Genomic DNA, 22,643 nt, shown 5'->3' with positions numbered 1-22,643 from the left:
AGAGGCCATCCGCGCATGGCTTGGCAAGCCGCCCCGGCCGGTGCAGATGATGGGCCAAGGTGGGAGTATCCAGATCATGCCCGAAGCCCAGGCGGAGACCCGGACGGTGGCGGAGGCGCTGCTGGCCGCGCTGGCCCAGCGCGGCACGAAGCGCATCTGGGGCGTGCCCGGCGGCGGGTCCTCGCTCGATGTGATCGCGGCGGCGCCGCGCTTTGGCATCGACTTCATCCTGGCGCGGCAGGAAGCCAATGCGGCGATGATGGCGCTGGCGGATGCGGAACTGACCGGCGCGCCGGGCGTGGTGATGACCACGAAGGGCCCGGGCGTTTCCAACGCCGCCAATGGCCTGGCCTGCGCCATGCTGGAACGCGCGCCGCTGCTGCTGCTGTCGGATGGCTTCACGCCCGCGCAACTCGCCTATGTCACGCATCAGGTCTTCGACCAGCAGGCTTCGACGGTGGCCATTGCCAAGGGCTATGCGCGTGCTGAGGGTGAGGCACCGGCCGAAGAAATCGGCGCGCTGCTGGACCTGACGCTCGCCGCCCCGCGCGGCGCCGTGCATCTGGACCTGACCGGCCAGGCCGCGCGCCGCACCGCGCTGCCCGCCCCGCCGCGCGCCGCGGAGCCTGCGCCCGCGCCGCCGATAGGTGATGCCGCGGCACTGCTGGCGCAGGCGCGGCGCCCGGTGATCCTGGTCGGGCTGGAAGCGGCGGAAGCCCAAGCCACCGCGGCACTGCGCCAACTGGCGGAGGCACTGGGCTGCCCCGTGCTGGTCACCTACAAGGCGAAGGGCGTGATGCCGGATGCGCATCCGCTCTATGCCGGGCTGTTCACCGGCGGATCGCTGGAAGCACCCTGCGTCGGCGCCGCGGACCTGATCATCCAGGTCGGGCTGGACCCGGTGGAGCTGATCCTGCAGCCCTGGCGCTATACCGCACCGATTCTCGACGTGGCGCTGCGACCGCATCCCGTGCGCTACGCCCAGCCGAAGGCGGCGCTGCATGGTGCGATTGCGGACAGCCTGGCCACGCTGCGGCCGAAGCCGTCGGACTGGACCGTGGCGGAGATCGCAAAGCTGCGCACCGATGCGCTGGCGGCGCTGGAATGGCGCGGGCAGGGCGGTGTCTCCCCGCCCGACATCGTGCGCCTGGCGCAGCAGGAAGCGCGTGCGGCGGGGCATGCGCCGCGCGTGGCGGTGGATGCGGGGGCGCATATGTTCTCCGCCACCGCCTTCTGGCAATGCGAGGCGCCGCGCGACCTGCTGATCTCGAACGGCCTGGCTTCCATGGGATTCGCGCTGCCGGCGGCGCTGGCCGCGGCGCTGCATGACCCGGCGCGGGGTGGCATCGCCTTCACCGGCGATGGTGGGCTGATGATGTGCGTCGGCGAATTGGCCACGGCGGCGCAGACCGGCGCGAAGCTGGTGACGGTGGTGTTCAATGACAGCGCGCTGTCGCTGATCGACATCAAGCAGCAGCAGCGCCAGCTTGCGCCCGCCGGCGTTGCCTTCACGCCGACGAACTTCGCCCAGGTGGCAGAAGGTTTTGGCGTGCGCGGCTTCCATGCCGACACGCCCGAGGGCTACCGCGAGGCGCTCCGTGCCGCCTTCGCCGTGGACGGGCCGAGCCTGATCGACGTGCAGGTCAACCCCGCCGGCTACCCCGCGCAGTTGCAGGCGATGCGCGGCTGATGTCGATCTCCGCGCTTCGCCTCGGCACCGCCTGGGCGCGCATCGCCGGCCTGATGGACGAGGCCGCCGAGGCCTTCGTCCGCACCAGCTTTTCGTCCGTGGTCCGCGATAATTGGGACATGGCCGTTGGGTTGATGGACAGCACCGGCCGGCAGTTTGCCCAATCCTCCCGCTCCGTGCCCAGCTTCGTCGGCACCATGCCGGTGACGCTGGCGGCGATGCTGCGGAAGATCCCGGCGGAACGCCTGGTGGATGGCGATGTGCTGATCTCGAATGACGGCTATCTCGGCACCGGCCATCTGAACGACATCACCATGGTCAAGCCGGTGTTCCACGCCGGCCGCATCATGGCCTGGATCGGCAGCACCTTCCACGCCACCGATATCGGCGGCGCCCCCAGCGTGGAGGCGCGCGATTCCTGGGAGGAGGGCCTCACCATCCCCGTCGCCCGCATCCTGCGCGGCGGTGTGGAGAATGAGGACGTCTTCGCCTTCCTCGAAGCCAATCTGCGCCTGCCGGAGGAAGTGATCGGCGATCTGCGCGCGCAATTCGCCATGTACGACCAGGCCGCACCACGTCTGCTGCGCATCCTGGCGGAGGAAGGCATCGCCGATGCGGATACGCTGTCCGCCGAAATCTTCGCCCGTTCCGAACGCGCGATGCGGGAGGCGATCGCCGCGGTGCCGGATGGCGAGGTGTTCGATGAGGTCACCGCCGATGGCTTCGAACACCCCGTCACCATCCGCCTGCGGCTTGAGGTGAAGGGCGACCAGCTCACGCTGGATTTCACCGGCACGGATGCGCAGATCGCGCGCCCGGTGAATTCGCCGATCAACTTCTCCCGTGCCTATTCCAACTACGCGGTGAAATGCGCCTTCGATCCGACGACGCCGAACAATGATGGCTGCTTCCGGCCGATCACGCTGATTGCGCCGGAGGGCTCCATCGTCAATCCGCGCCGCCCCGCGCCGGTCTGGGGGCGGCACCTGACGGGCCATTACCTGCCGATGCTGGTGCTGTCGGCCTTGGGCAAGCTGATCCCGGATCGCGTCGTCGCCGAATCCGGCAGCCCCTTGTGGAATGTGTACTTCACCGGCGAGCACGCCGATGGCCGCCGCTATGTCCGCATGTTCTTCATGAATGGCGGCCATGGCGCCGCAGCGTCGCATGACGGCGCCGCCTGCCTGTCCTTCCCCTCCAACGTCGCCACCCAGCCGGTGGAGCAGTTCGAGAATGCGGCGCCCATGCTGATCACCGAGAAATCGCTGATCCCCGGCAGCGGCGGCGATGGCGCGATGCGTGGCGGCTTGGGCCAGCGCCTTGGCTTCCGCGTGATGGGCGACAAGCCCGTCACCGCCACCTACCGCCACGAACGCGTGCAGCACCCGCCGCGCGGTTTGCTGGGCGGCGAGGCGGGTCGGGGCGGGCGCGACCTGCTGAACGGCACGCAGGTGGCCGCCAAAGCGCGGCTGGTCCTGCACCCCGGCGACACGCTGGTCTTCGAGACCCCCGGCGGTGGCGGCTTCGGCCCGCCCGCGGACCGCAGCGCCACAGCGCGAGACCACGACGCAGCCGAGGGCTACCTGTGATGCAGCCCTGGCAGATCGGCGTCGATATCGGCGGCACCTTCACCGATTTCGTGCTGCTCGACACGCGCGATGGCCGCCTGCTGAACGGCAAGGTTCTGACCACGCCGCATGCGCCGGAACAGGCCGTGCTCGCCGGCATCGCGGGCCTGCTGGCCCAGCATGGCGTGTCCCCCGCCGAGGTGCGCCACGTCATCCACGGCACCACCCTCGTCGCCAATGCGCTGATCGAACGCCGCGGCGTCCCGACCGGCTTCCTCACCACCGAAGGCTTTCGCGACGTGCCGGAAATCGGCACCGAACTGCGCCACGACACCTACGACCTGTTCATGCGCCGCCCCGATCCGCTGGTGCCCCGCCGCCTGCGCCTCGGCGTGCCGGAACGGCTGCGCGCCGATGGCACCGTTCTGACGGAACTGGATGAGGACGCCGCGCGCCAGGCCATCCGTGCGCTGCGCGATGGTGGCGCGCAGGCGCTGGCCATCTGCCTGCTGCACGCCTTCCTGAACCCCGTGCATGAACGCCGTCTGGCCGAGCTCGCGAAACAGGAGGCGCCGGAGCTGACACTGTGCCTGTCCTCCGATCTCGTGCCGGAAATCGGCGAGTACGAGCGCGGCACCACCACCATCTGCAACGCCTATGTGCAGCCGGTCTTCGAACGCTACCTGGCGCGCCTCGGTGACGGCCTGCGCGGCGCCGGCCTCACCGGCCCGCTGTTCCTGATGCTCTCGGATGGCGGCACGGTTCGTGAAAATGTGGCGGCGCGGCACCCGATCCGCCTGGTGCAATCCGGCCCCGCCGGTGGCGTGCAGGCCGCGCGCGTCATCGGTCAATCCGCCGGCGCCGCCGACATCCTCTGCTTCGACATGGGCGGCACCACGGCCAAGGCCGCGCTGATCGATGGTGGCGAACCGCAGCGCAGCCTGGATTTCGAAGTTTCCCGAGTAGACCGCTTCCGAAAAGGCAGCGGGTTTCCCCTGAAGGTACCGGTCATCGAGATGATCGAGATCGGCGCTGGCGGTGGCTCCATCGCCCGCGTCGATCGCCTCGGCCTGATCCGCGTTGGCCCCGACAGCGCCAGCAGCGATCCCGGGCCCGCCTGCTACGGGCTGGGCGGCACGCTGCCCACGGTGACGGATGCGGATTTGCTACTCGGCTACCTGGCACCCGACAGCTTCCTCGGCGGCGACATGACGCTGGATGTCGCGGCGGCGGAACGCGCCATTGCGCAGCATATCGGCACCCCGCTCGGCCTCTCCGCGCTGGAGGCGGCCTGGGCGGTGCATGAGACGGTGAACCAATCCATGGCGCAGGCCGCCGCCGTGCATGCGCTGGAAAAGGCGCGGCGGATCGAGGGCTATACCATGGTGCCGATCGGCGGCGCTGGCCCGGTGCATGCCTGTGCCATCGCCATGAAGCTTGGTCTGCCGAAGCTGATCTCGCCACCCGGCGCGGGCGTCGCCTCGGCCTTCGGGTTCCTCGCCGCGCCGATCTCCTTCGCGCATCTGCGCGCCATGGTCGCGCCATTGGCAACGCTGGATCTCGACCGGCTGCGCGCCATGCTTGCGGAGATGGAGGTGGAAGGCCGCGCCATGGTGGCGGAGGCCGGCGTCACGGAGATCACCATCCGCCGCATCGCCGCGATGCGCTATGCCGGCCAGGGCTACCAGGTGGAGGCGGAGGTCGCCTCGCTGGACCGCGATGCGCTGCGCACGGCCTTTGAGGCCGAGTACCGCCGCCTGTACGGCCGCACCGAACCCACCCTGCCGGTGGAGACGGTCGGCTGGCGCGTCATCGTCGCCGGCCCGACGCCGAAGCTGGAATTGGCGCGCCCGCGCGCAGGCGCCGCAAAATCCCTGAAAGGCACGCGCCCGGCCTGGTTCGGCACCGGCTTCGTGCAAGCTGCGGTGCATGACCGCACGGCGCTACGCCCGGGCGACACGCTGGCCGGCCCGGCCTTGGTTGAAGAGCGCGAGAGCACTCTGGTCCTGCCGCCCGGGTCCCGCGCCAGCGTCGATGCGGCGCTGAACCTCGTGGTCGAATTCAACTGACGGCGGCGCGCCATTCCGGATGCGCGTTGGTGGTGCCGCGCACCACCGCCTCATAGGCCGCCTGCAAACGCTGCGTCACCGCGCCCGGCTTGCCATCGCCCACCGGCAGCCGGTCCACGCTGGTCACCGCCACCAGCTCCTGCCCCGTGCCGCAGAGGAAGACCTCATCAGCCACATACAGCTCCGTCCGGTCCACGTCGCGCTGTTCCACCGGAATGCCGGCCTCCGCCGCCAGCACCAGCACCGTGTCACGCGTCACGCTTTCCAGGATGTCGCTGGACTTGCCCGGCGTCACCAGCACACCGTCGCGCAGCAGGAAGATGCAGGCGGCCGCGGCCTCCGAGAGCTTGCCGCGCTGCGTCAGCAGCAGCGCGCTGTCATAACCATCGGCCCGCGCCTGAAGATTGGCCAGCCGGCTGGCATGGTAGTTCGCCGAGGCCTTGATGCGCGGCGGCATGGCGTTGTCGGAGATCCGGGTCCAGGAGGACACGGTGGCGGCCAGCCCGCTGGCGAATTTCGCCGAACGTTCCCGCGGCAACGCTGCCACCACCCAGCCGACGGGGCCGGTGCTGGCCAGCGTGCCGATCGTCTCGATCTGCGCCTGCAGGCGGATGTAGGCATCCTCATCCGGCGCGTTCAGCCGCACCACCTCCAGCACGGCATCGCGCAGTGTCTGCGTGCTCGGCGGCGCATCGAAGCGCATCACCTTCATGCCCTGTTGCAGCCGCGCCAGATGCTCATCCAGCCGAAACACGCTGAAGCTGCCATCTTCCGGGTTGCGATAGGCGCGCAGCCCCTCGAACACCGCCACGCCATAGGCGACGCCGACGGCCAGCGGATGAATCCGCGCCTCCGCGAAGGGGATCGCCTGGCCGTTGTGGATGATGGTGTGGGCGTGCCACATGCGGCGTGTTCCCTCGCGACGTCCCGGCGAGTGTGCGCGGCCCGATCACCACCGGCAAGACAGTGAGAACCCGATGACGCCACTCGACCCGACGCTGCTGCCCGAGGGCCTGCGCGCCCGCATCATCCCCGGCTGCAACGGCCTGGCCGTGCATGTGCTGGAAGCCGGGCAGGCGGGGCAGCCGGCCATCCTGCTGCTGCACGGCTTTCCAGAACTCGCCTTTTCCTGGCGCAAGGTGATGCCGGCGCTGGCCGCCGCGGGCTATCACGTGATTGCGCCGGACCTGCGCGGCTATGGCCGCACCACCGGCTGGTCGGCGGAGTATGACGAGCCGCTGGCGCCCTTCCTGCTGACCAACATCGTGCGCGACCAGCTCGCTTTGCTGGAGGCGCTTGGCATCGCCGCCGTCCACGCCGTGGTCGGCCACGACTACGGATCACCGGTCGCCGCCTGGTGCGCGCTGATCCGCCCGGATGTCTTTACGCGCGTCGCGCTGATGAGCTCGCCCTTCGCCGGCCCGCCCGCCCGCGGGTCCTCGCCCGATGTGCACGCCGCCCTGGCGACGCTGGACCCGCCGCGCAAGCACTACCAATGGTACTACGCGGAACGCCGCGCCGCCGCCGACATGGACCACCCGCCGCAAGGCCTGCACGCCTTCCTGCGTGCCTATTACCACCACAAGAGCGCCGACTGGCCCGGCAACATGCCCTTTGCGCTGGCCGGCTGGACGGCGCAGGAACTGGCGAAGCTGCCCGATTACTACGTCATGCCGCTGCACGCGACGATGCCGGAAGCCGTCGCGCCCTTCATGCCGGAAGACGAGGCGCCCTGGCTGACCGATGCGGAACTCGCCGTCTATGCCGGGGAATACGGCCGCACCGGCTTCGCCGGCGGCCTGCAATCCTACCGCTGCGGCACCGGTGGCGCGAATGCGGCGGAGCTTGCGCTGTTCCGCGGCTGCCGCATCACGGTGCCGGCTACCTTCATCGCGGGCGCCAGCGATTGGGGCATCCACCAATTCCCCGGCGCAGTGGCAAAAATGCAGACCGAATCCTGCACGGATTTCCGCGGCCTGCACCTGATCCCGGGCGCCGGGCACTGGGTGCAGCAGGAACAGCCGGTGCATGTGGCGGCGCTGCTGCGGGATTTCGTCGCCGGCTGATCAGTCTTCCGCCGACAGCCAGACCTCCAGCGTGCCGGGGCTGGGCTGCGGGCTGAAGCGCGTCAGGTCATGCAGCCGCCAGCCCGGGCCAAGCGCCGCCACCAGGCGCTGTGCCAACGCAGCGTCGGAGGACCGGAAGTAGCGCACCTGGCGGCCCGGCGGTGCGAAGGGCACCGGGCGCACTTCCACGCTGCCGCCGAGGCGCGCCGCGCGGTCCGCCACCGCGGAAGCCGGGCCGATGCTGTCGGGGACGTGGTGCACGAAAATGCGTGGCACGACACCGCCCTCCGGCGGCGGCGTCGCCACCGGCGGTGCCGCGGGGGGCGGCAGGGGCAGCGCTGGCTCGACCGGGCCTGGCGCGGATGCCACAGGCCCGGCGGGCCGCGCCACGGCAGGGCCCGGCGGGGGCGTTGGCAGGCTGGGTGCCGCCACTTGAACTGGCCTGGCGGGCTCCGGCGATGGCACGGATGGTGGCGCGCCGAGCCATTGCAGCACGCCGATGGTCAGCACCGCGCAAGCCGCCACGGCGCCCCAGAACAGCAGCAGCGGATGGGCCTGCCGCGCCGCGGCTTCCGATCGTCGTGCCGGTCGCGATGCCGGTCGCGCCGCATAGCTCGGCCGTGGTGGCGCCACCGGCAGCAGCGCCGCCTGCACCTGCGGGATCCAGTCCGGGCTGGGCGCATCAATCGGCGGTGCCTCCGCGAAGGCCTGGTCGAGGATGCCGGTCAGCCGCCATCGATCGCCGGGCCCCAGGACGCGGTGGATGATGGGCAGGCTCTCCGCCTCCACCCCCGCCGCGTGCAGACGCTGGCGCAGCGCGGCGGGCGCGTGGTCATGGCTGTCAGGCGCCAGGTCCAGCAGGGCCACCCCATGCGCCCGATGCGCCAGGATCAGCGGCCCTTCCACCGAGGGTTGGTCAGGCGCGGGCGCATGGCGCAGCGTCTCCCAGCCGAGGTCATGCAGGCTCTGGATCAGGTCCTGCCGATTCGGGTCGGGCAGGGTCTCGGCCGGGGCAATTCGCAAGGCGTCCCATTCGTAGTGTCACATGGCGGGGCGGGGTCTCGGTCCTTGCCCTTGGGCGAAATCGCGCGAGGCGGCCAGATGCTTGCGGCACGCTCCGCCATCTGTGACCGGCGGGCTTGCGGCAGGGTTTGCGCGGCTGCTCCAGGCGCAACAAGACTTCCTGGAATGCAGCCGTTTCAGGCGGCCTGCTCCAGCGTCGGCGCCGAATCCATCAGCGTCACGCGCCGCATGTCGCGCTTGAAGCGAGTATCCTCGAAGGGACGCGCGCGGTGCAGGGTGCAGCGATTGTCCCACAGCACCAGGTCATGCGTGCGCCATTCATGCGCGTGGACGAAGTGGCGCTGCGTTGCATGCTCCGTCAGGTCGCGCAGCAGGGCCATCGCCTCCGGCACCTCCATCCCGTGGATGCGGCCGATATGGGAGGACAGGTATAGCGACAGGCGGCCGGAGCCGGGGTGCCGGCGCACCAGGCGCTGCGGCACCGGGGCGAATTTAAGACGCTCCTCCGCCGTGAACTCGCCGAAGCCGAGCATGGCACGGGAGAAGATCAGCGAATGATCGGCCACCAGATCCCGCAGCCGGTCCTGCTCGGCCGTCGGCAGCGCATCCCAGGCGGCGCGCATATCGGCGAATTCGGTGTTGCCGCCGGCGGGGGGCACGCTGCGGGCGTGCAGCATGGAGTATTTGGCGGGCACGCGCTTGAAGCTGCTGTCGCTGTGCCACAGCCGGTTGCCCAGGTTGAACATGCGGCGGCGGTCATCGGCGGCCAGCAGGCGGCCCTGTTCGTCCAGGTTCGAGATGTCGTTCATCTGCGCGTGGCGCAGGCGGCGCTTATGGGCATCGACCGTCGCGGTTTCCTGCTCCAGCGGGCCGAGCGCGGCGCCGAATTCCATCTGCTGGTCGTCATCCAGGTCCTGGTCGCGGAACACCAGCACCGCGTAGCGATCCGCCGCCGCCTCCACCGCCGCCAGCTGCGCGGGGGTGAGGGGCTGGCGCAGGTCGAGGCCCGAGACCTCGGCCACGAAATCCGCGCCGATCGGTTGCACCTGCATGGCCGTTCTCCCCAATCCTGCCAGCCTTTCTGGCTGGCATGCCAGGTATGTTCCAGTAGATTACGCCACCGGCCCCTCATCCGGGTCAAGCGTGGGCACGGTGCGGCGGGCGAAGTGGATCATCTGGGCCATCAACCGGTCAGAGGCGTCGGCCGCGGCCTGTTCCCGGCCCTCGGCGACGGCGTTGGCGACGTTGGCATGCAGCACGGCGGTCTCCATCAGCTCATCCTCCGCACGGTGGTGATAGAACCAGAAGCGCCGGGCCACGGCATGCAGGCTGGCGACGGATGCCGCGGCGACCGGGTTGCGGGCCGCCTGCGCCAGGGACTGGTTGAGCTGGCCATCCAGCCGCAAAAAGCCGCGCAGATCCGCGGCGCGGGCGGCCTCCGTCATGTCCGTGGCCAGCCGGGCCAGGGCGGCGCGTTCGGGCGGGCGGGCGCGGCGGGCGGCGGCGCGGGCGATCAGCCGGTCCAGCTCCCGCCGGGTTTCCAGGACATGCAACTGTTGGTGCAGATCCACCCCCGTGACCACAACCCCGCGCCGCGGCAGGACCTGGACCAGATGTTCCCGCGCCAGGCGCTGCAGCGCTTCCCGCACCGGGGTGGTGCCGATGCCGAGAAGCCGACTGAGAATCGCCTCCGACACCACGCTGCCGGGGGCGAGGTCCAGGGTGACGATCATCTCCTCGAGTCGGGCATAGGCGGCCTCGGTCAGGGTGGGGGCGGCCCAGGGGCCGCCAGGCGGGGTGGGGAAGGGCGATTCGACGTGGTTCATGCGGGACGTACCGTATCACGGCGTGGCGGAAACCACTTTCGCGGTAATGAGTGTTGCTCTCTGGCAACATCCATCAGCCGCTTTCGGCCGAGCCGCTTCTGCCACTCGCTCGCGCTGCGGTTGCGGAGTAGATCGGCACTCGACAAGGCGCCCGGTTCTTCCGGCCAGCCACTTCCCCGGAAGCCCGGGGACCAAGGAGCTACATTGATGCGAGTTCGGAACGCCCTCCTGGCCGCAACCTTCCTGGCGGTGCCTCTCGCCGCCCAGGCGCAGCCGATCAGCGGCTTTTATGTCGGCGCCGGCGCCGGCGTGAACCTGCTTCAGGAATCGGACATCTCGGTGACCGGTCCGGCCGCAGCCGGCGCGACCCGCGCCCAGCGCAGTGGAATGGTTGATTTCAACTACGGCTATGCCGGCGTGATCAGCCTGGGCTACGGCTACGGCAACGGCGTCCGCGTGGAGCTCGAGGGCTCCTACCGCGAGAACGAGGTCGACAGCATCTCCGGCTTCGCGACCCGCCCGATCCGCGCGGATGGCAAGGCACGCTCCTACGGCGTGATGGCAAATGCGCTGTATGACTTCGACCTCGGCCCGGGCAGCTTCCTGACCCCGTATGTCGGCGTCGGCGCCGGCTACCAGTGGCATGAGTATGACAGCGTCCGCGCCCGCGCCGCCAACGGCACCACGCTGGCGACGGTCGACGGTGACGATGGCCAGTTCGCCTACCAGGCGATCGTCGGCGCCGCCTTCCCGGTCTCCGCCGTTCCCGGCCTGGCCGTTACCGCCGAATACCGCTTCATGGGCACGCTGCAGCCGAACCTCGACGTTCGCGGTGGCGCTTCCGGGACGGCGCGCGGTTCGACGGATGTGGACAACTACAACCACAGCCTGATGGTCGGCCTGCGCTATGCCTTCGGCGTGACGCCGCCGCCGCCGGTCGTGGCCCCGGCCCCGGCCCCGGCCGCCGCCCCGGCCGTTGCCCGCACCTACCTGGTGTTCTTTGACTTCGACCGCGCCGACCTGACGGACCGTGCCCGCCAGATCATCGGTGAGGCCGCGACGAACAGCCAGAGCGTCGGCTCCACCCGCATCGAGGTCTCCGGCCACGCCGACCGTTCGGGCACGCCGCAGTACAACCAGCGCCTGTCCGAGCGCCGCGCCGCCGCCGTGGCCGCCGAGCTCGAGCGCCGTGGCGTGCCGCGCGCCGCGATGGCCATCCAGGCCTTCGGCGAGAGCCGCCCGCTGGTTCCGACCGCCGATGGCGTGCGCGAGCCGCAGAACCGCCGCGTCGAGATCGTCCTGCGCTAATCGCAGACGTATCTACAAAGCAACCGGAACGGGGGGCGCCGCAAGGCGCCCCCCTTTTTCGTTGCGTGCCAGCCTGGTCCAGGGGATCGGCAGCGGCCTATTGTCCGCTTCAAAAATGATACAGAGTGCCATTGGCGAGGCTGTCCGGCTGGGGCAGTGCCGCTGGCGCGCCGTCTGTGCGCGGCAAGCGCGCAAGTATCCGACGGAAAAACAAACGCTTATGATGGAGCAGCCGCCGCGGTTCAACGGAGACGTCTCATTAATCATCTTTTAAGACTAAATTGGTAAATTTTTCGTTGTCCTTTCCCTAACAAATGGTATCTGTTCGCGTAACGGGTTGTTGCCGGCGTGCTGCCGGACCTCCGTGCCGGAGATCAGGTCCATGTCCGCCCAGCCAATCGTCAGCTTCCTCAACGGTGCCGCCCTCAACGCTCCGATCGGTGGATTGCAGACAATAACTGTCCGCTTCGACAATGTGCCGGACGCCACGCCCGGCTCGGATGTCGGCTATGCGCCCTATCTCGACCTGATCATTCCGACCAACGGCGCGGATGGGGCGGGGCCGGGCAGCGCCGGCGCCACCAGCAATGATGGCCTGGCCTATCTGGGGGCCATCTATCTTGGCGTGGCGCTGGAACAGTGGGTGCTGGAATTCCCCCTCTCCGGCCAGGTCACCCACCCTTACGCCACCACTGCAACTGGCGCGCCGCTGACGGTAACCGGCACGCCGGGTGAGACGCTGGTCGTACTGCGGCTGCCCTTCGGCAGCTTCACCGCCGGGCAGACACCGTCCGACATCGAGGTGAAGCTGCAGGTTTCCGGCAATGCCGACCTTGCCGTGCCGCTGACCATCCAGGCCTCCGCAGGCTTCGCCTATGGCCGCGACCCGCTGGTGAACCCGGTGGCGGATAACCCCGTCACCGGCCCCGCCGCCAGCCTGTCCGTCACGCCCACCGTGCTGGAACTGGACAAGGTCTATGTCGGGCCGGAGCAGGAGACGGCGACCGGCCCTTCCTACCCCCGCGAATGGCTGATCAAGGCGCTGATCGCCGATGGCCAGACCATCACCAACCTGGTCCTGACGGATCACATGCCGGACGGCACCTTCATCACCGGTGCCAGCATCCTGAATGGCACCGGCACGGTCAGCTTCGACAACGTCACCGGGCTGGTCGTTGCCACGCTGACCGGCGGCTATACCGGCGGAGATCCCGCACCGACCTTGAAGATCGACTTCTACGTGCCGGAATTCCTGCGCGATGGCGTGACGCCGGTGCTGGACCCGGACACCGGCACCTTCCGCACACTGGAAAACAATGCCCGCCTCGATGCGGTGTGGGACCCCAATGATGCGCGCGACCCCGTGGTGGTCTTCGCCATCGATCCGGTGGGGCCGGAGGATGTCATCACCGCCAAATCCATCGCGGTGCAGAAGTCGGTTGCGGTGGTGGATGCGCTGAAGGCCGGCGGCACGCTGGCCTGGACGCTGGATGGCCAGGTCTCCAACTACTTCAACATGGACGACCTGAAGCTGGTGGACACGCTGTCCGACGGCCAGGTCTATGACCCGGGCTTCGCGCCCACCATCACCATGCGCGAAGGCGGCGCGGTGCTGTTCACCGGCACCATCGACCCGGCGAATGTGAGCGTGGTGCGGGATGCGCTGACCGGCATCTCCACCGTCACCTTCGATATCTCGCAGGAAATGCGCGACCGCGGCATCGATGATGTGCTGAACGGCCAGCCTGGCGGCGTCGAGAACCAGGCGACGGTGCTGGTGACGTTCCACAGCACCATCCAGGAAAGCTATATCTCCACCAATCCGCCGCCGTCCAACGAGCCGCTGGTCGACCAGGGCGACCCGCTCGACAATGGCGTGGTCTTCGCCGGCGTGGTGGATGAGACCGGTGGGCCCAAGGGCGATGACAGCGGCGCCGGCGTGGTGCTGCCGGTCAGCGAGGTCGGCAAGTCCATCTACGCCATCAACGGCAACACCGCCTTCGCGCCGGGCCCCGTCTCCGCCGGCGACGAGATCACCTTCCGCCTGACGCTGGATATGCCGCTGACCGGCGCGCATGACGTGAAGCTGACGGATTTCCTGCCGCTGCCGGTGCTGAAGGCGCTGGGCGGCATGGGCTTCACCGATCTGGTCAGCGGCGCCGTGCCGGCCGCCAACCAGGCGAAATGGGGGCCGGGCGCGACGTTCCAGGCCTCCGGCGACCCGGACACGGCGCCGCATATCAGCTTCGACCCGGAGAGCAACTTCCTCCGCTTCGACTTCGGCGATGCGGTGGCGCCCGGCAACCCGGCCAGCCGGATCGACCTGCTGTTCACCGTGGTGGTGCTGGATGAGGAATTCGGCGACGGCCTGCTGCTGACCAACCAGGTCACCTCGACCGAGACCAACAGCTTCGGCGATGTCTCGGAAGACAACTCCATCGTGCAGTTCGTGCTCGGCGAGCCGGAACTGAACATCACCAAGGGCGTGATCGCCGACAGCAACCCGAACGCGACGCTGACGGCCGCGGCCGGCCCCGTCGCCTTCTCCGCGCCGGGCTCCGCGGGCAACCGCTTCACCGGCACCATCAACAGCAGCAACCTCGGCACCACGCCGATCGATGCGAACCTGGCCGGCGCCGATGCCGGGGACCGGGTTTCCTTCGCCATCGTGGTGGAGAACACCGGCAGCAGCCTGAAGGGCGCCTTCGACGTCCTGATCCACGACACCATCCCGACCGGCTTCGTGCTGCCGCCGGGCGGGCTGAACCTGCGCGTGACCGATGGCGCGGGCAACGCCATTCCCTTTACGCTGGAGGGCGCCGGGCTGTTCGATGCCGCCGGTGGCATCCGGCTTGGCGATGCGGTGAACAGCGGCAGCATCGGCGCCTATAGCGCCACCAGCGGCGACAACATCGTCATCATCACCTACGACCTGGATCTGGTGGACCAGGTGCCGGTCTTCGGCGCGGATCTGATCAACACCGCGACGATCGAGCATTTCGCCGCGATGGAAAGCGGCATCGACCGCACCGACTACGCCCCCGCCGGCACCCTGACGGATACCGCCATCGTCCGCACCCAGGCGCCGACGATCACGAAGACGGTGTTCACAACCAGCGAGGCGCATACCGGCACGCTGGCCGGCAATGACAGCCGCGTGGATGCGACGATCGGCGAGGTGGTGACCTACCGCATCACTGTCGCCGTGCCGGAAGGCGCGCTCACCGATTTCCGCATCGAGGACTACCTGCCGACCGGTGACGCCGCGGGTGGCGGCGTGATGCAGGTGTTGGCGGCGCGCGTCGTCACCATCGATGCCGGCCTTGTGCTGAGCCAGGCGCCGACCATCACGCTGTCCGATACCGATGGCCAGAACGGCCACGACAAGGTCACGTTCGGCTTCGGCGATGTGGTGAACACCGCCAGCACCATCGGCACTGTCGGTTCGACCGTGACGGTCGAGGTCGATGCCGTGGTGCGGAACCTGCCGGCCAATGCGCGCGGCGACGTGCTGACCAACACGGCGGTCGCCAGCGCGGTGAACCCGAACGCACCGGGCGGCCGCAGCACCATCAACGCCACCGCGCAGATCGATGTGGTGGCGCCGAACCTGGATGTGGACAAGACGGCGGACCGTACGACGGGCGATGCCTTCGACACCATCAAATACACCATCGTGGTGGAAAACAAGGGCGTTCCCACCGCCGGCAATGACAGCAACTTCACCGCCCGCGCCTGGGATGTGAACCTGAAGGACCTGCTGACGGACGTGCAGCTCGATGCCGTCTATCAGGGCGCGACGCTGAGCGTGACGGGCATCGCCGCCGGCCGCATCAGCTACGGCGCGACACCGGTCGACATCACGCTGGACTATCTGGACCCCGGCGAGAAGATCACCGTGAAGTTTGACGTGGTCATCAATCACGATGTCGATGCGGGCGAGGTTCTCCGCAACGAGGCGACGGTCGCCGGCAGTTCCATGGACGGGGAGACGAGCGCGGATGACCGCATCGTCACCGACAAGGACGATCACACCGTCACCGTCGCCAGGCCTGCGATCACCAAGACCATCGTCGAGACCTCCGACCCCAACACCTCCGCTGACCGCCACGGCACGAGCCGGACGGATCTGCGGATCGGCGAGGAAGTAACCTATGAGATTCGCGTGCGCCTGCCGGAAGGCGACAGCACCAATCTGCGGATCACCGACCTGTTGGAGGATGCGACCAGCGCCGGCAACGGCACGCTGAGCTATGTTCCGGGTTCGCTGCAGCTGGTCTCGGTCGGCTCAGCGCTGAAGACCTTCGGCGGCGCCGCCGTGCCGGTCCCGGTGCTGACCACGGCAGCGCTGGGCAACACGGCGGGCGATGACAGCTTCACGCTGAACTTCGGCGATGTCCGCAATACCGCGGTCAACACGAATCTTGACGATGAGGTCATCGTCATCCGCATCAAGGCGGTGGTGAACGACCTGCCACACAACAATGATGCGGACAATCTCCGCAACTCCGCCACCGTGCAGACGGATGGCACGCCGACCACCAGCACCACCGCCAATGTCGACATCGATGTGGTGGAGCCGGCACTCAGCATCGACAAGACCTCCTCCACTGGCGGCCAGGCGCTGGATGCGGGTGCGGTCGTTTCCTATTCCATCACCATCCGCCACGCGCCCGGCAGCGATGCGCCGGCCTATGACCTGGCGCTGTCCGATTTGATCCCGGTGGGGATGGAACTGGTAGCCGGCACGCTGACCGCCAGCACCGGCAGCATCAGCGCCACGGGCAATGCCATTTCCTGGTCCTCCGACCAGCATCTGCTGGGCGCGGCCAACATCACCATCACCTACCAGGCCAGGCTGCTGGACAGCGTGACTCCGGCGCAGGTGCTGTCGAACACCGCGACGCTGGTCTACGACACCAACCCCGCCGATCCGGTGGACCCGCTGAACCCGACCACGGCCGAAGACCTCGCCAGCCGCAGCTACGGCACGCAGGACACCGAAACGCGCACTGTCGTGCTGGCGCCGACCATCGACAAGGCGGTGATCGCGACGGGCGATGCCAATACGGGCAACAGCTTCGTCAATGCGGCCAACCCGGATGTGGCACCGGGCGAGACCGTCACCTACCGTCTGACCGTGACGGTGGGGGAGGGCACGCAGCGCTTCGTCGTCTCCGATACGCTGCCCACCGGCCTGGTCTTTGAATCGGCCAGCGTCGAGAGCATCGGCGCCACCATCAGCGGATCCTCGCTGAGCGTCGGTGCGGCGCAGACCGCGCTGACCGGTGGTGCCTACAGCTTCGATTTCGGCACCATCACCAATGCCGGTGACAATGACCGCGATGCGGGCGATACCGTCACCATCCTGGTCACTGGCCGCGTTGCCCCGACTGCCGTCGCGGGCGGCACGCTGACCAACACGGCGAAGGCCGAGACCTTCGCGCCCGGTGGCGGCAAGCCGGGCCTGGCCGTTGCGATCGACGATGCGAAGATCGATGTGGTGCGACCGGACCTCGTCATCGTGAAGGATGCGGCGCCGGGCACCGGCGATGCCGGCAACCTCGTCACCTACACCATCACGCTGAGCCACGCGGCGGGCTCCACTTCGCCCGCCTACCTGGTGAACCTGTCGGACATCCTGCCCGCCGGCGTGACGCTGGTGGCCGGCAGCGCCAGCGCCTCGGCCGGCATCATCACGGAAACCGGCGACACCATCGGCTTTAGCCTGAACCAGTATCTGCTGGGCTCCGCCCCGGTCACCATCACCTACCAGGCGCGCTACGCGGGTAACGTGGTGGATGGGCAGGTCATCAACAACACGGCGCAGGTCACCTACAGCTCCGCCCCCGTGCTCGGCGTCTCCGTCACCGAAAGCGATCCGGCTTCGGTCGCGGTGGATATCGTCAACACCGTGGTGAAGACGCTGGAGACCACCAGCTACGACACCACCTTCGGCGCCTCCCTCGGAATCGGCGAGGTCGTGACCTTCCTCGTCACCGCGACGCTGGGTGAGGGCGCGCAGCGCATCACGCTGCGGGACGTGCTGCCGGCCGGCCTGGACTATCTGGACAGCGAGATGCTGTCGCTGGGCAACATCACCGGCACCGCGCTCACCGTCGGCGCGGAAGGCAGCTACGATGCTGCCAGCCGCACGCTGAGCTATGCGCTGGGCGATGTCCTCAACCCCTGGGACAACCTCTCCACCCCGGGCGACCAGATCGTGTTCCGCGTCACCGCGCAGGTGGCGGACATCACCGGCAACACCGCGGGCAAGGTGCTGACCAATGTCGGCCAGGTGGTCTCCGCGGCACCGAACAATCCCTATGGCGTGACACCGGGGTCCTCCTCCACCATCGTGTCGGAGAGCGAGGCTGTCAGCATCGTCCGCGCCTCCCTCGGCGGCATCGCCTGGCGCGACACGGATGGCGACGGCGTCCGCGAGGCGGGCGAGACGGCGGTGCTGGCCGGCATTCCTGTCACGCTGCTGAATGCCGATGGCACGCCCACCGGCTTCACCACGGTCACCGCGGCCGATGGGTCCTACCTGTTCGACGATCTCGTGCCCGGTAGCTACCGCGTGCGCTTCGATGAAGTGGCCGATGAGAAGCGGACGCTGACCAATATCGGCAGCGACCTGACGGATAGCGACGCGCATCAGGGCAACGGCATCACCGTTCCCTACACGCTGGCGAATGGCGAGGATCGCCGCGATGTGGATGCGGGCTTCTACCAGCTTGCCAGCATCGGCGATCGTGTCTGGGAAGACACCAACGGCAATGGCCGGCAGGATGATGGCGCCACCGGCATCGTCGGCGCCACCGTCACGCTGCTGGACAGCCTCGGCAATGTCGTCGGCACCACTGTCACCGGCGCGAACGGCTTCTACCAGTTCACCGGACTGGTGCCGGGTGACTATTCCATCCAGGTCCTGCCCGCAGGCTTTACCGCCACGCTGCAGAATGCCGCGGCGAATGAGGCCGGCGACAGCGACGTGAACGCCACCGGGCGCAGCGACGTGTTCAATCTGGAATCCGGCGAAGATGAGCCGCGCCTTGATGCCGGCTTCTACCGCGGCGCCAAGCTGGGCGGCACGGTGTTCGAGGATGTGGATGGCGACGGCCTGCAGGATGCGGGGGAGGGTGGCATTTCCGGCCGCCTGGTCACGCTGCTGGATGCCAATGGCAACCCCACCGGCCGCACCGTTCTCACGGATGCGGATGGCAACTACATCTTCGACAACCTGGCTCCCGGCACTTACAGCGTGACCTTCGCGCCCAACGGCGTGCAGCCCTTCACCAAGGCGAATATCGGTCCGGACAATGAGAAGGACAGCGACGCGGATCTGCTGACCGGCCGGACGGAGCAGGTGACTCTCATCTCCGGCGGCGATGACCGCTCGCTGGATGCTGGCGTCTACAATCCGGCGGCCCTCGGCAATTATGTCTGGGAGGATCTGGACGGCGACGGCCAGCAGGAAACCGGAGAGCCGGCGATTGCCGGCGCCACGGTGAAGCTGCTGGATGCGGCTGGCACCGTGCTCGGCACCACCACCACGGATGGCAGCGGTTTCTACAGCTTCACCGGCCTGGCCCCCGCCGATTACCGGGTGGAGATCACCAAGCCGGGTTATGTGCCAACAGTGAGGGATGCCGGTGCCGATGCCACCGACAGCGACATCGCCAGCAATGGCCGCACCGGCCTGGTGAACCTGCAATCCGGCGAGACCGACAACAGCATCGATGCTGGCCTGGTGCGGTTGGTTTCGCTCGGCGACAAGGTGTTCGACGACCTCGACAATGACGGCATCCAGGATGGCGGCGAGCCCGGCGTCGCCGGTATCACGGTACGGCTGCTGTCCGCCGATGGTGCGACGGTGCTGGACAGCACGACAACCGATGCGGATGGCCTGTACAGCTTCGATGGGCTGAAGCCCGGCGACTACCGCGTCGAGTTCGTGGCGCCGGCGGACCGCGCCTTCGCGCAGCAGGACCAGGGCAGCGATGCGCTGGACAGCGATGCGGACCGCAGCACCGGCCGCACCGATGTCATCTCCCTGGTCTCCGGCCAGGACCGCACCGATGTCGATGCCGGGCTTCTGTTCCTGGGCGACCTCGCCGGCCGCGTCTGGGTGGACCGCGACGGCGATGGCATCGAGGAAGTGGGGGAGGCAGCGCGCGCCGGCGTCACCGTCATCCTGCTCGATGGCTTCGGCAACCCGACCGGCCGCACCACCACCACGGATGCGAATGGCGAATACCTGTTCGAAGATCTGATCACCGGCCTCTACAGCGTGCAGTTCGTCACCCCGGCCGGTGAGCGCCTGACCCTTCGCGACGTCGGCAGCGACGACACGGTGGACAGCGACGCCAACCCGCTGAACGGCAAGACCGCCGCGGTTCTGGTGCTGCCCGGCGAGGTGACGCGCGACCTGGATGCGGGCCTCTACATCCCCGCCTCCCTCGGCGACCGCATCTTCCACGATCTGGATGCGGATGGCGTGCAGGACGGCAATGAGCCAGGCCTGGCCAATGTCACGGTCAAGCTGCTGGATGGCGGCGGCAATGTCATCGGCACGACGCAGACCGGCGCAGATGGCCTCTACAGCTTCGATGGTCTGGCGCCGGGCCAGTATGGCGTGAAGGTGGATGCGCTGGCGGGCTATGAATTCTCGCCGCGGGATGCCGGCGGCGACGATGCGCTGGACAGCGACGCGTTGGCCGATGGCAGCATCGACCCTGTCATGCTGTTCTCCGGCGATGACCGCACGGATCTCGATGCCGGCCTGTTCCAGCGGGTCGAGATCGGCGATCGCGTCTGGCGCGACCTGAACGGCAATGGCGTGCAGGACCAGGGCGAGCCGGGGGCGCGCGGCATCACCGTGCGGCTGCTGGATGCGGGTGGCAGCGTCATCGCCACCACCACCACGGCGATCAATGGCGCCTATGCCTTCAAGGATCTGCTGCCCGGCACCTATTCCGTGCAGTTCGTCCCGCTCGGCGGCTCGGTCTTCACCGTGAAGGATCAGGGCAACGACAACCGCGACAGCGATGCGGATCTCGTCACCGGCCAGACGCAGCAGGTCACGCTGACCTCCGGCCAGGTGAACAAGTCGCTGGATGCGGGGTTGTTGTTCGCCGCTTCCCTCGGCGATCGCGTCTGGGCGGATCGCAACGGCAATGGCCAGCAGGATGCGGAGGAGCCGGGCATTGGCGGCGTCATCGTCCGGCTGCTTAGCCCCACCGGCACGGTGCTCGCCACCACCACCACGGATGCTTCCGGCTTCTACCTGTTCGACGGGCTGCGGCCGGGCGACTACGTCGTCCGCTTCAACACGCCGTCCGGCTACAGCGCCACGCTGCGCGATGTCGGCAATGATGCCAGCGACAGCGATGCGGCGGCGAATGGCCGCACCGGCATCATCTCGGTTGGGCAGGGCGCGGTGGTGCTGACCGTCGATGCCGGCTTCATCCCGGATGTTGTGGGCACCTGCGACCTGCCGGCCACGTTGCTGACCAACGGCAACGACGCCTTCCCCGGCACCGAGCAGGGCGACCATATCGATGGCCTGGGCGGCAACGACAACATCAACGGTCTGCGTGGGGATGACTGCCTGCGCGGCAATGACGGCGATGACGTCATCAACGGCCATGAAGGCAACGACAAGATCCAGGGCGACGGCGGCAACGACAATTTGCACGGCAATGCCGGCGACGATGTGATCTTCGGCGGCGACGGCAACGACACGATCGAGGCCGGTGAGGGCAATGACTGGGCCGAGGGCGGCAATGGCGATGACCGCATGCAGGGCGAGGGCGGCGACGATGTGCTGTTCGGCGGCGCCGGCAACGACATCGTCGAGGGCAATGGCGGCAACGACACCATCCAGGGCGGCACCGGCAATGACCGCGTCGCCGGCCATGATGGCAACGATGTGGTGGTCGGCGGCAAGGATGATGGCCGCGCCAAGTTGCTGGGCGGCGCCATCACCGGTGTGGTGATCGGTGATACCGTCTCCGGCGATGGCGGCGCGGACCGCTTCATCTGGCAGAAGGGCGATGGCGTGGACCTGCTGCTCGACTTCAAGCCGAGCGAGGGCGATACGCTGACCATCTACGGCTATGGTGGCGCCGCCGCGGTGCAGCGGGTGGATGGGCGGACGGTGATCTACCTCGACACCAACAGCGCCATCGTGATGAACGACTTCTACCCCACCGATGGCTCCATGCCCGGCATCACCTTCGTCCCCGGCGTGAATGTCGCCCCCGGCCTGCCGGTGGAACGCGCGCCGATCACCGGCACCATGGGTAACGACACGCTGATCGGCACCGGCGGTGCGGATGTGATCGAGGGGCTCCAGGGCAATGACGTGCTCAATGGCGGCGGCGGCGCGGATACGCTGATCGGCGGCGCGGGTGACGACATCCTGAACGGCGGGGCTGGGGCGGATGTGCTGAATGGTGGTGCCGGCGTGGATACGGCGACCTATGCCGCATCCCCCATCGGCCTCACCGTCTCGCTCGCCAACCCTACGCTCAACACCGGCATCGCGGCGGGGGATACCTTCGTCCAGGTGGAGAACCTGGTCGGCTCCGCCCATGCGGACCGGCTGTTCGGCGACAATGGCGCCAACCGCCTGGCCGGCGGCGCGGGTAACGACACGCTTTCGGGCGGCGGCGGCAATGACGTGCTGATCGGCGGCGCCGGGCAGGATGTGATGACCGGCGGCGCGGGCGCCGACCGCTTCATCTTCACCAGTTTGGCGGATAGCAGCGTGGCGGCGCCGGACTTCATTCTCGACCTGTCCTGGTTCGAGGGTGACCGCATCGATCTCAGCCCGATCGATGCGCATCTGGGGCTGGCCGGCAACCAGGTCTTCGCCTTCGTCGGCACGGGTGCCTTCGTCGGCGGCGGCCAGGGCTCCGTCCGTTACGAGCATGATGGCGGGGATACGTTGGTGCTGGTCGATGCCGGCGATGGCGGGGCAGCCGAGATGGCGATCCGGGTGGCCGGCCTGCACACCCTGTTCAATTCCGACTTCGTGCTCTGAACGCAGCCGTGGTGGCGCATTTTCCGAGTCGTCAGGCGAAGTC

General features: G+C 68.4%; 10 protein-coding genes. 6 read left to right on the top strand and 4 right to left on the bottom strand.

What is annotated here, in order from left to right:
* The first annotated feature begins 76 nt into the window (after positions 1–76).
* From ACFHNC_RS14655 to ACFHNC_RS14645, 3 genes are read left to right on the top strand one after another with little or no spacing between them, the layout of a single operon-like run.
* Positions 77–1,690, top strand: a complete 1,614-nt coding sequence (locus ACFHNC_RS14655; protein ID WP_437169968.1) for a thiamine pyrophosphate-binding protein — start codon at positions 77–79, stop codon at positions 1,688–1,690.
* Positions 1,690–3,279 (top strand): hydantoinase B/oxoprolinase family protein, encoded by a 1,590-nt coding sequence (locus tag ACFHNC_RS14650; RefSeq protein WP_437169967.1) that lies wholly within the window; start codon positions 1,690–1,692, stop codon positions 3,277–3,279. Before ACFHNC_RS14655 ends, ACFHNC_RS14650 begins: the two co-directional genes overlap by 1 nt.
* Positions 3,279–5,327: a hydantoinase/oxoprolinase family protein gene (locus tag ACFHNC_RS14645; RefSeq protein ID WP_437169966.1), complete on the top strand. Its 2,049-nt coding sequence runs from the start codon at positions 3,279–3,281 to the stop codon at positions 5,325–5,327. Before ACFHNC_RS14650 ends, ACFHNC_RS14645 begins: the two co-directional genes overlap by 1 nt.
* Here the strand turns inward: ACFHNC_RS14645 and ilvE are convergent.
* On the bottom strand, positions 5,320–6,231 hold the full coding sequence (gene ilvE, locus ACFHNC_RS14640) for a branched-chain-amino-acid transaminase (protein ID WP_437169965.1): 912 nt from the start codon (positions 6,229–6,231) through the stop codon (positions 5,320–5,322). The two genes, ACFHNC_RS14645 and ilvE, sit on opposite strands and share 8 nt — an antisense overlap.
* A gap of 73 nt (positions 6,232–6,304) precedes the next feature.
* On the opposite strand from ilvE, the gene ACFHNC_RS14635 reads away from it, so the two are divergent.
* Positions 6,305–7,393, top strand: a complete 1,089-nt coding sequence (locus ACFHNC_RS14635) for an alpha/beta fold hydrolase (RefSeq protein ID WP_437169964.1) — start codon at positions 6,305–6,307, stop codon at positions 7,391–7,393.
* On the opposite strand, the gene ACFHNC_RS14630 is transcribed toward ACFHNC_RS14635, so the two are convergent.
* From ACFHNC_RS14630 to ACFHNC_RS14620, 3 genes are all read right to left on the bottom strand, one after another.
* The gene (locus ACFHNC_RS14630) at positions 7,394–8,416 is read right to left on the bottom strand and encodes a hypothetical protein (protein ID WP_437169963.1); all 1,023 of its coding nucleotides are present in this window, start codon (positions 8,414–8,416) and stop codon (positions 7,394–7,396) included. It lies immediately after the preceding gene.
* Positions 8,417–8,592: 176 nt separating this feature from the next.
* The gene (locus tag ACFHNC_RS14625; RefSeq protein ID WP_437169962.1) at positions 8,593–9,468 is read right to left on the bottom strand and encodes a TauD/TfdA dioxygenase family protein; all 876 of its coding nucleotides are present in this window, start codon (positions 9,466–9,468) and stop codon (positions 8,593–8,595) included.
* 60 nt (positions 9,469–9,528) lie between these two features.
* Positions 9,529–10,242 (bottom strand): GntR family transcriptional regulator, encoded by a 714-nt coding sequence (locus tag ACFHNC_RS14620; RefSeq protein WP_437169961.1) that lies wholly within the window; start codon positions 10,240–10,242, stop codon positions 9,529–9,531.
* Positions 10,243–10,449: 207 nt separating this feature from the next.
* Between ACFHNC_RS14620 and ACFHNC_RS14615 the strand changes: the two genes are divergently transcribed.
* Positions 10,450–11,550: an OmpA family protein gene (locus ACFHNC_RS14615; RefSeq protein ID WP_437169960.1), complete on the top strand. Its 1,101-nt coding sequence runs from the start codon at positions 10,450–10,452 to the stop codon at positions 11,548–11,550.
* Positions 11,551–11,932: 382 nt separating this feature from the next.
* A complete protein-coding gene (locus ACFHNC_RS14610; protein ID WP_437169959.1) occupies positions 11,933–22,600 on the top strand; it encodes an SdrD B-like domain-containing protein in 10,668 nt (3,555 codons plus the stop codon).
* Positions 22,601–22,643 lie beyond the last annotated feature (43 nt).

This window comes from Falsiroseomonas sp. E2-1-a4 (assembly GCF_051433165.1).
Classification (GTDB): Bacteria; Pseudomonadota; Alphaproteobacteria; order Acetobacterales; family Acetobacteraceae; genus Falsiroseomonas.
The sequence above is the reverse complement of the archived record's forward strand: the minus strand, read 5'-3'. Positions and strand labels throughout refer to the sequence as shown.

Coding starts and splice junctions, on each gene's coding strand:
- ACFHNC_RS14650 (WP_437169967.1), top strand. CDS start 1,690: ATGTCGATCTCCGCGCTTCGCCTCGGCACCGCCTGGGCGCGCATCGCC.
- ACFHNC_RS14625 (WP_437169962.1), bottom strand. CDS start 9,468: ATGCAGGTGCAACCGATCGGCGCGGATTTCGTGGCCGAGGTCTCGGGC.
- ACFHNC_RS14610 (WP_437169959.1), top strand. CDS start 11,933: ATGTCCGCCCAGCCAATCGTCAGCTTCCTCAACGGTGCCGCCCTCAAC.
- ACFHNC_RS14635 (WP_437169964.1), top strand. CDS start 6,305: ATGACGCCACTCGACCCGACGCTGCTGCCCGAGGGCCTGCGCGCCCGC.
- ACFHNC_RS14620 (WP_437169961.1), bottom strand. CDS start 10,242: ATGAACCACGTCGAATCGCCCTTCCCCACCCCGCCTGGCGGCCCCTGG.
- ACFHNC_RS14615 (WP_437169960.1), top strand. CDS start 10,450: ATGCGAGTTCGGAACGCCCTCCTGGCCGCAACCTTCCTGGCGGTGCCT.
- ACFHNC_RS14655 (WP_437169968.1), top strand. CDS start 77: ATGCCCGAAGCCCAGGCGGAGACCCGGACGGTGGCGGAGGCGCTGCTG.
- ACFHNC_RS14645 (WP_437169966.1), top strand. CDS start 3,279: ATGCAGCCCTGGCAGATCGGCGTCGATATCGGCGGCACCTTCACCGAT.
- ilvE (WP_437169965.1), bottom strand. CDS start 6,231: ATGTGGCACGCCCACACCATCATCCACAACGGCCAGGCGATCCCCTTC.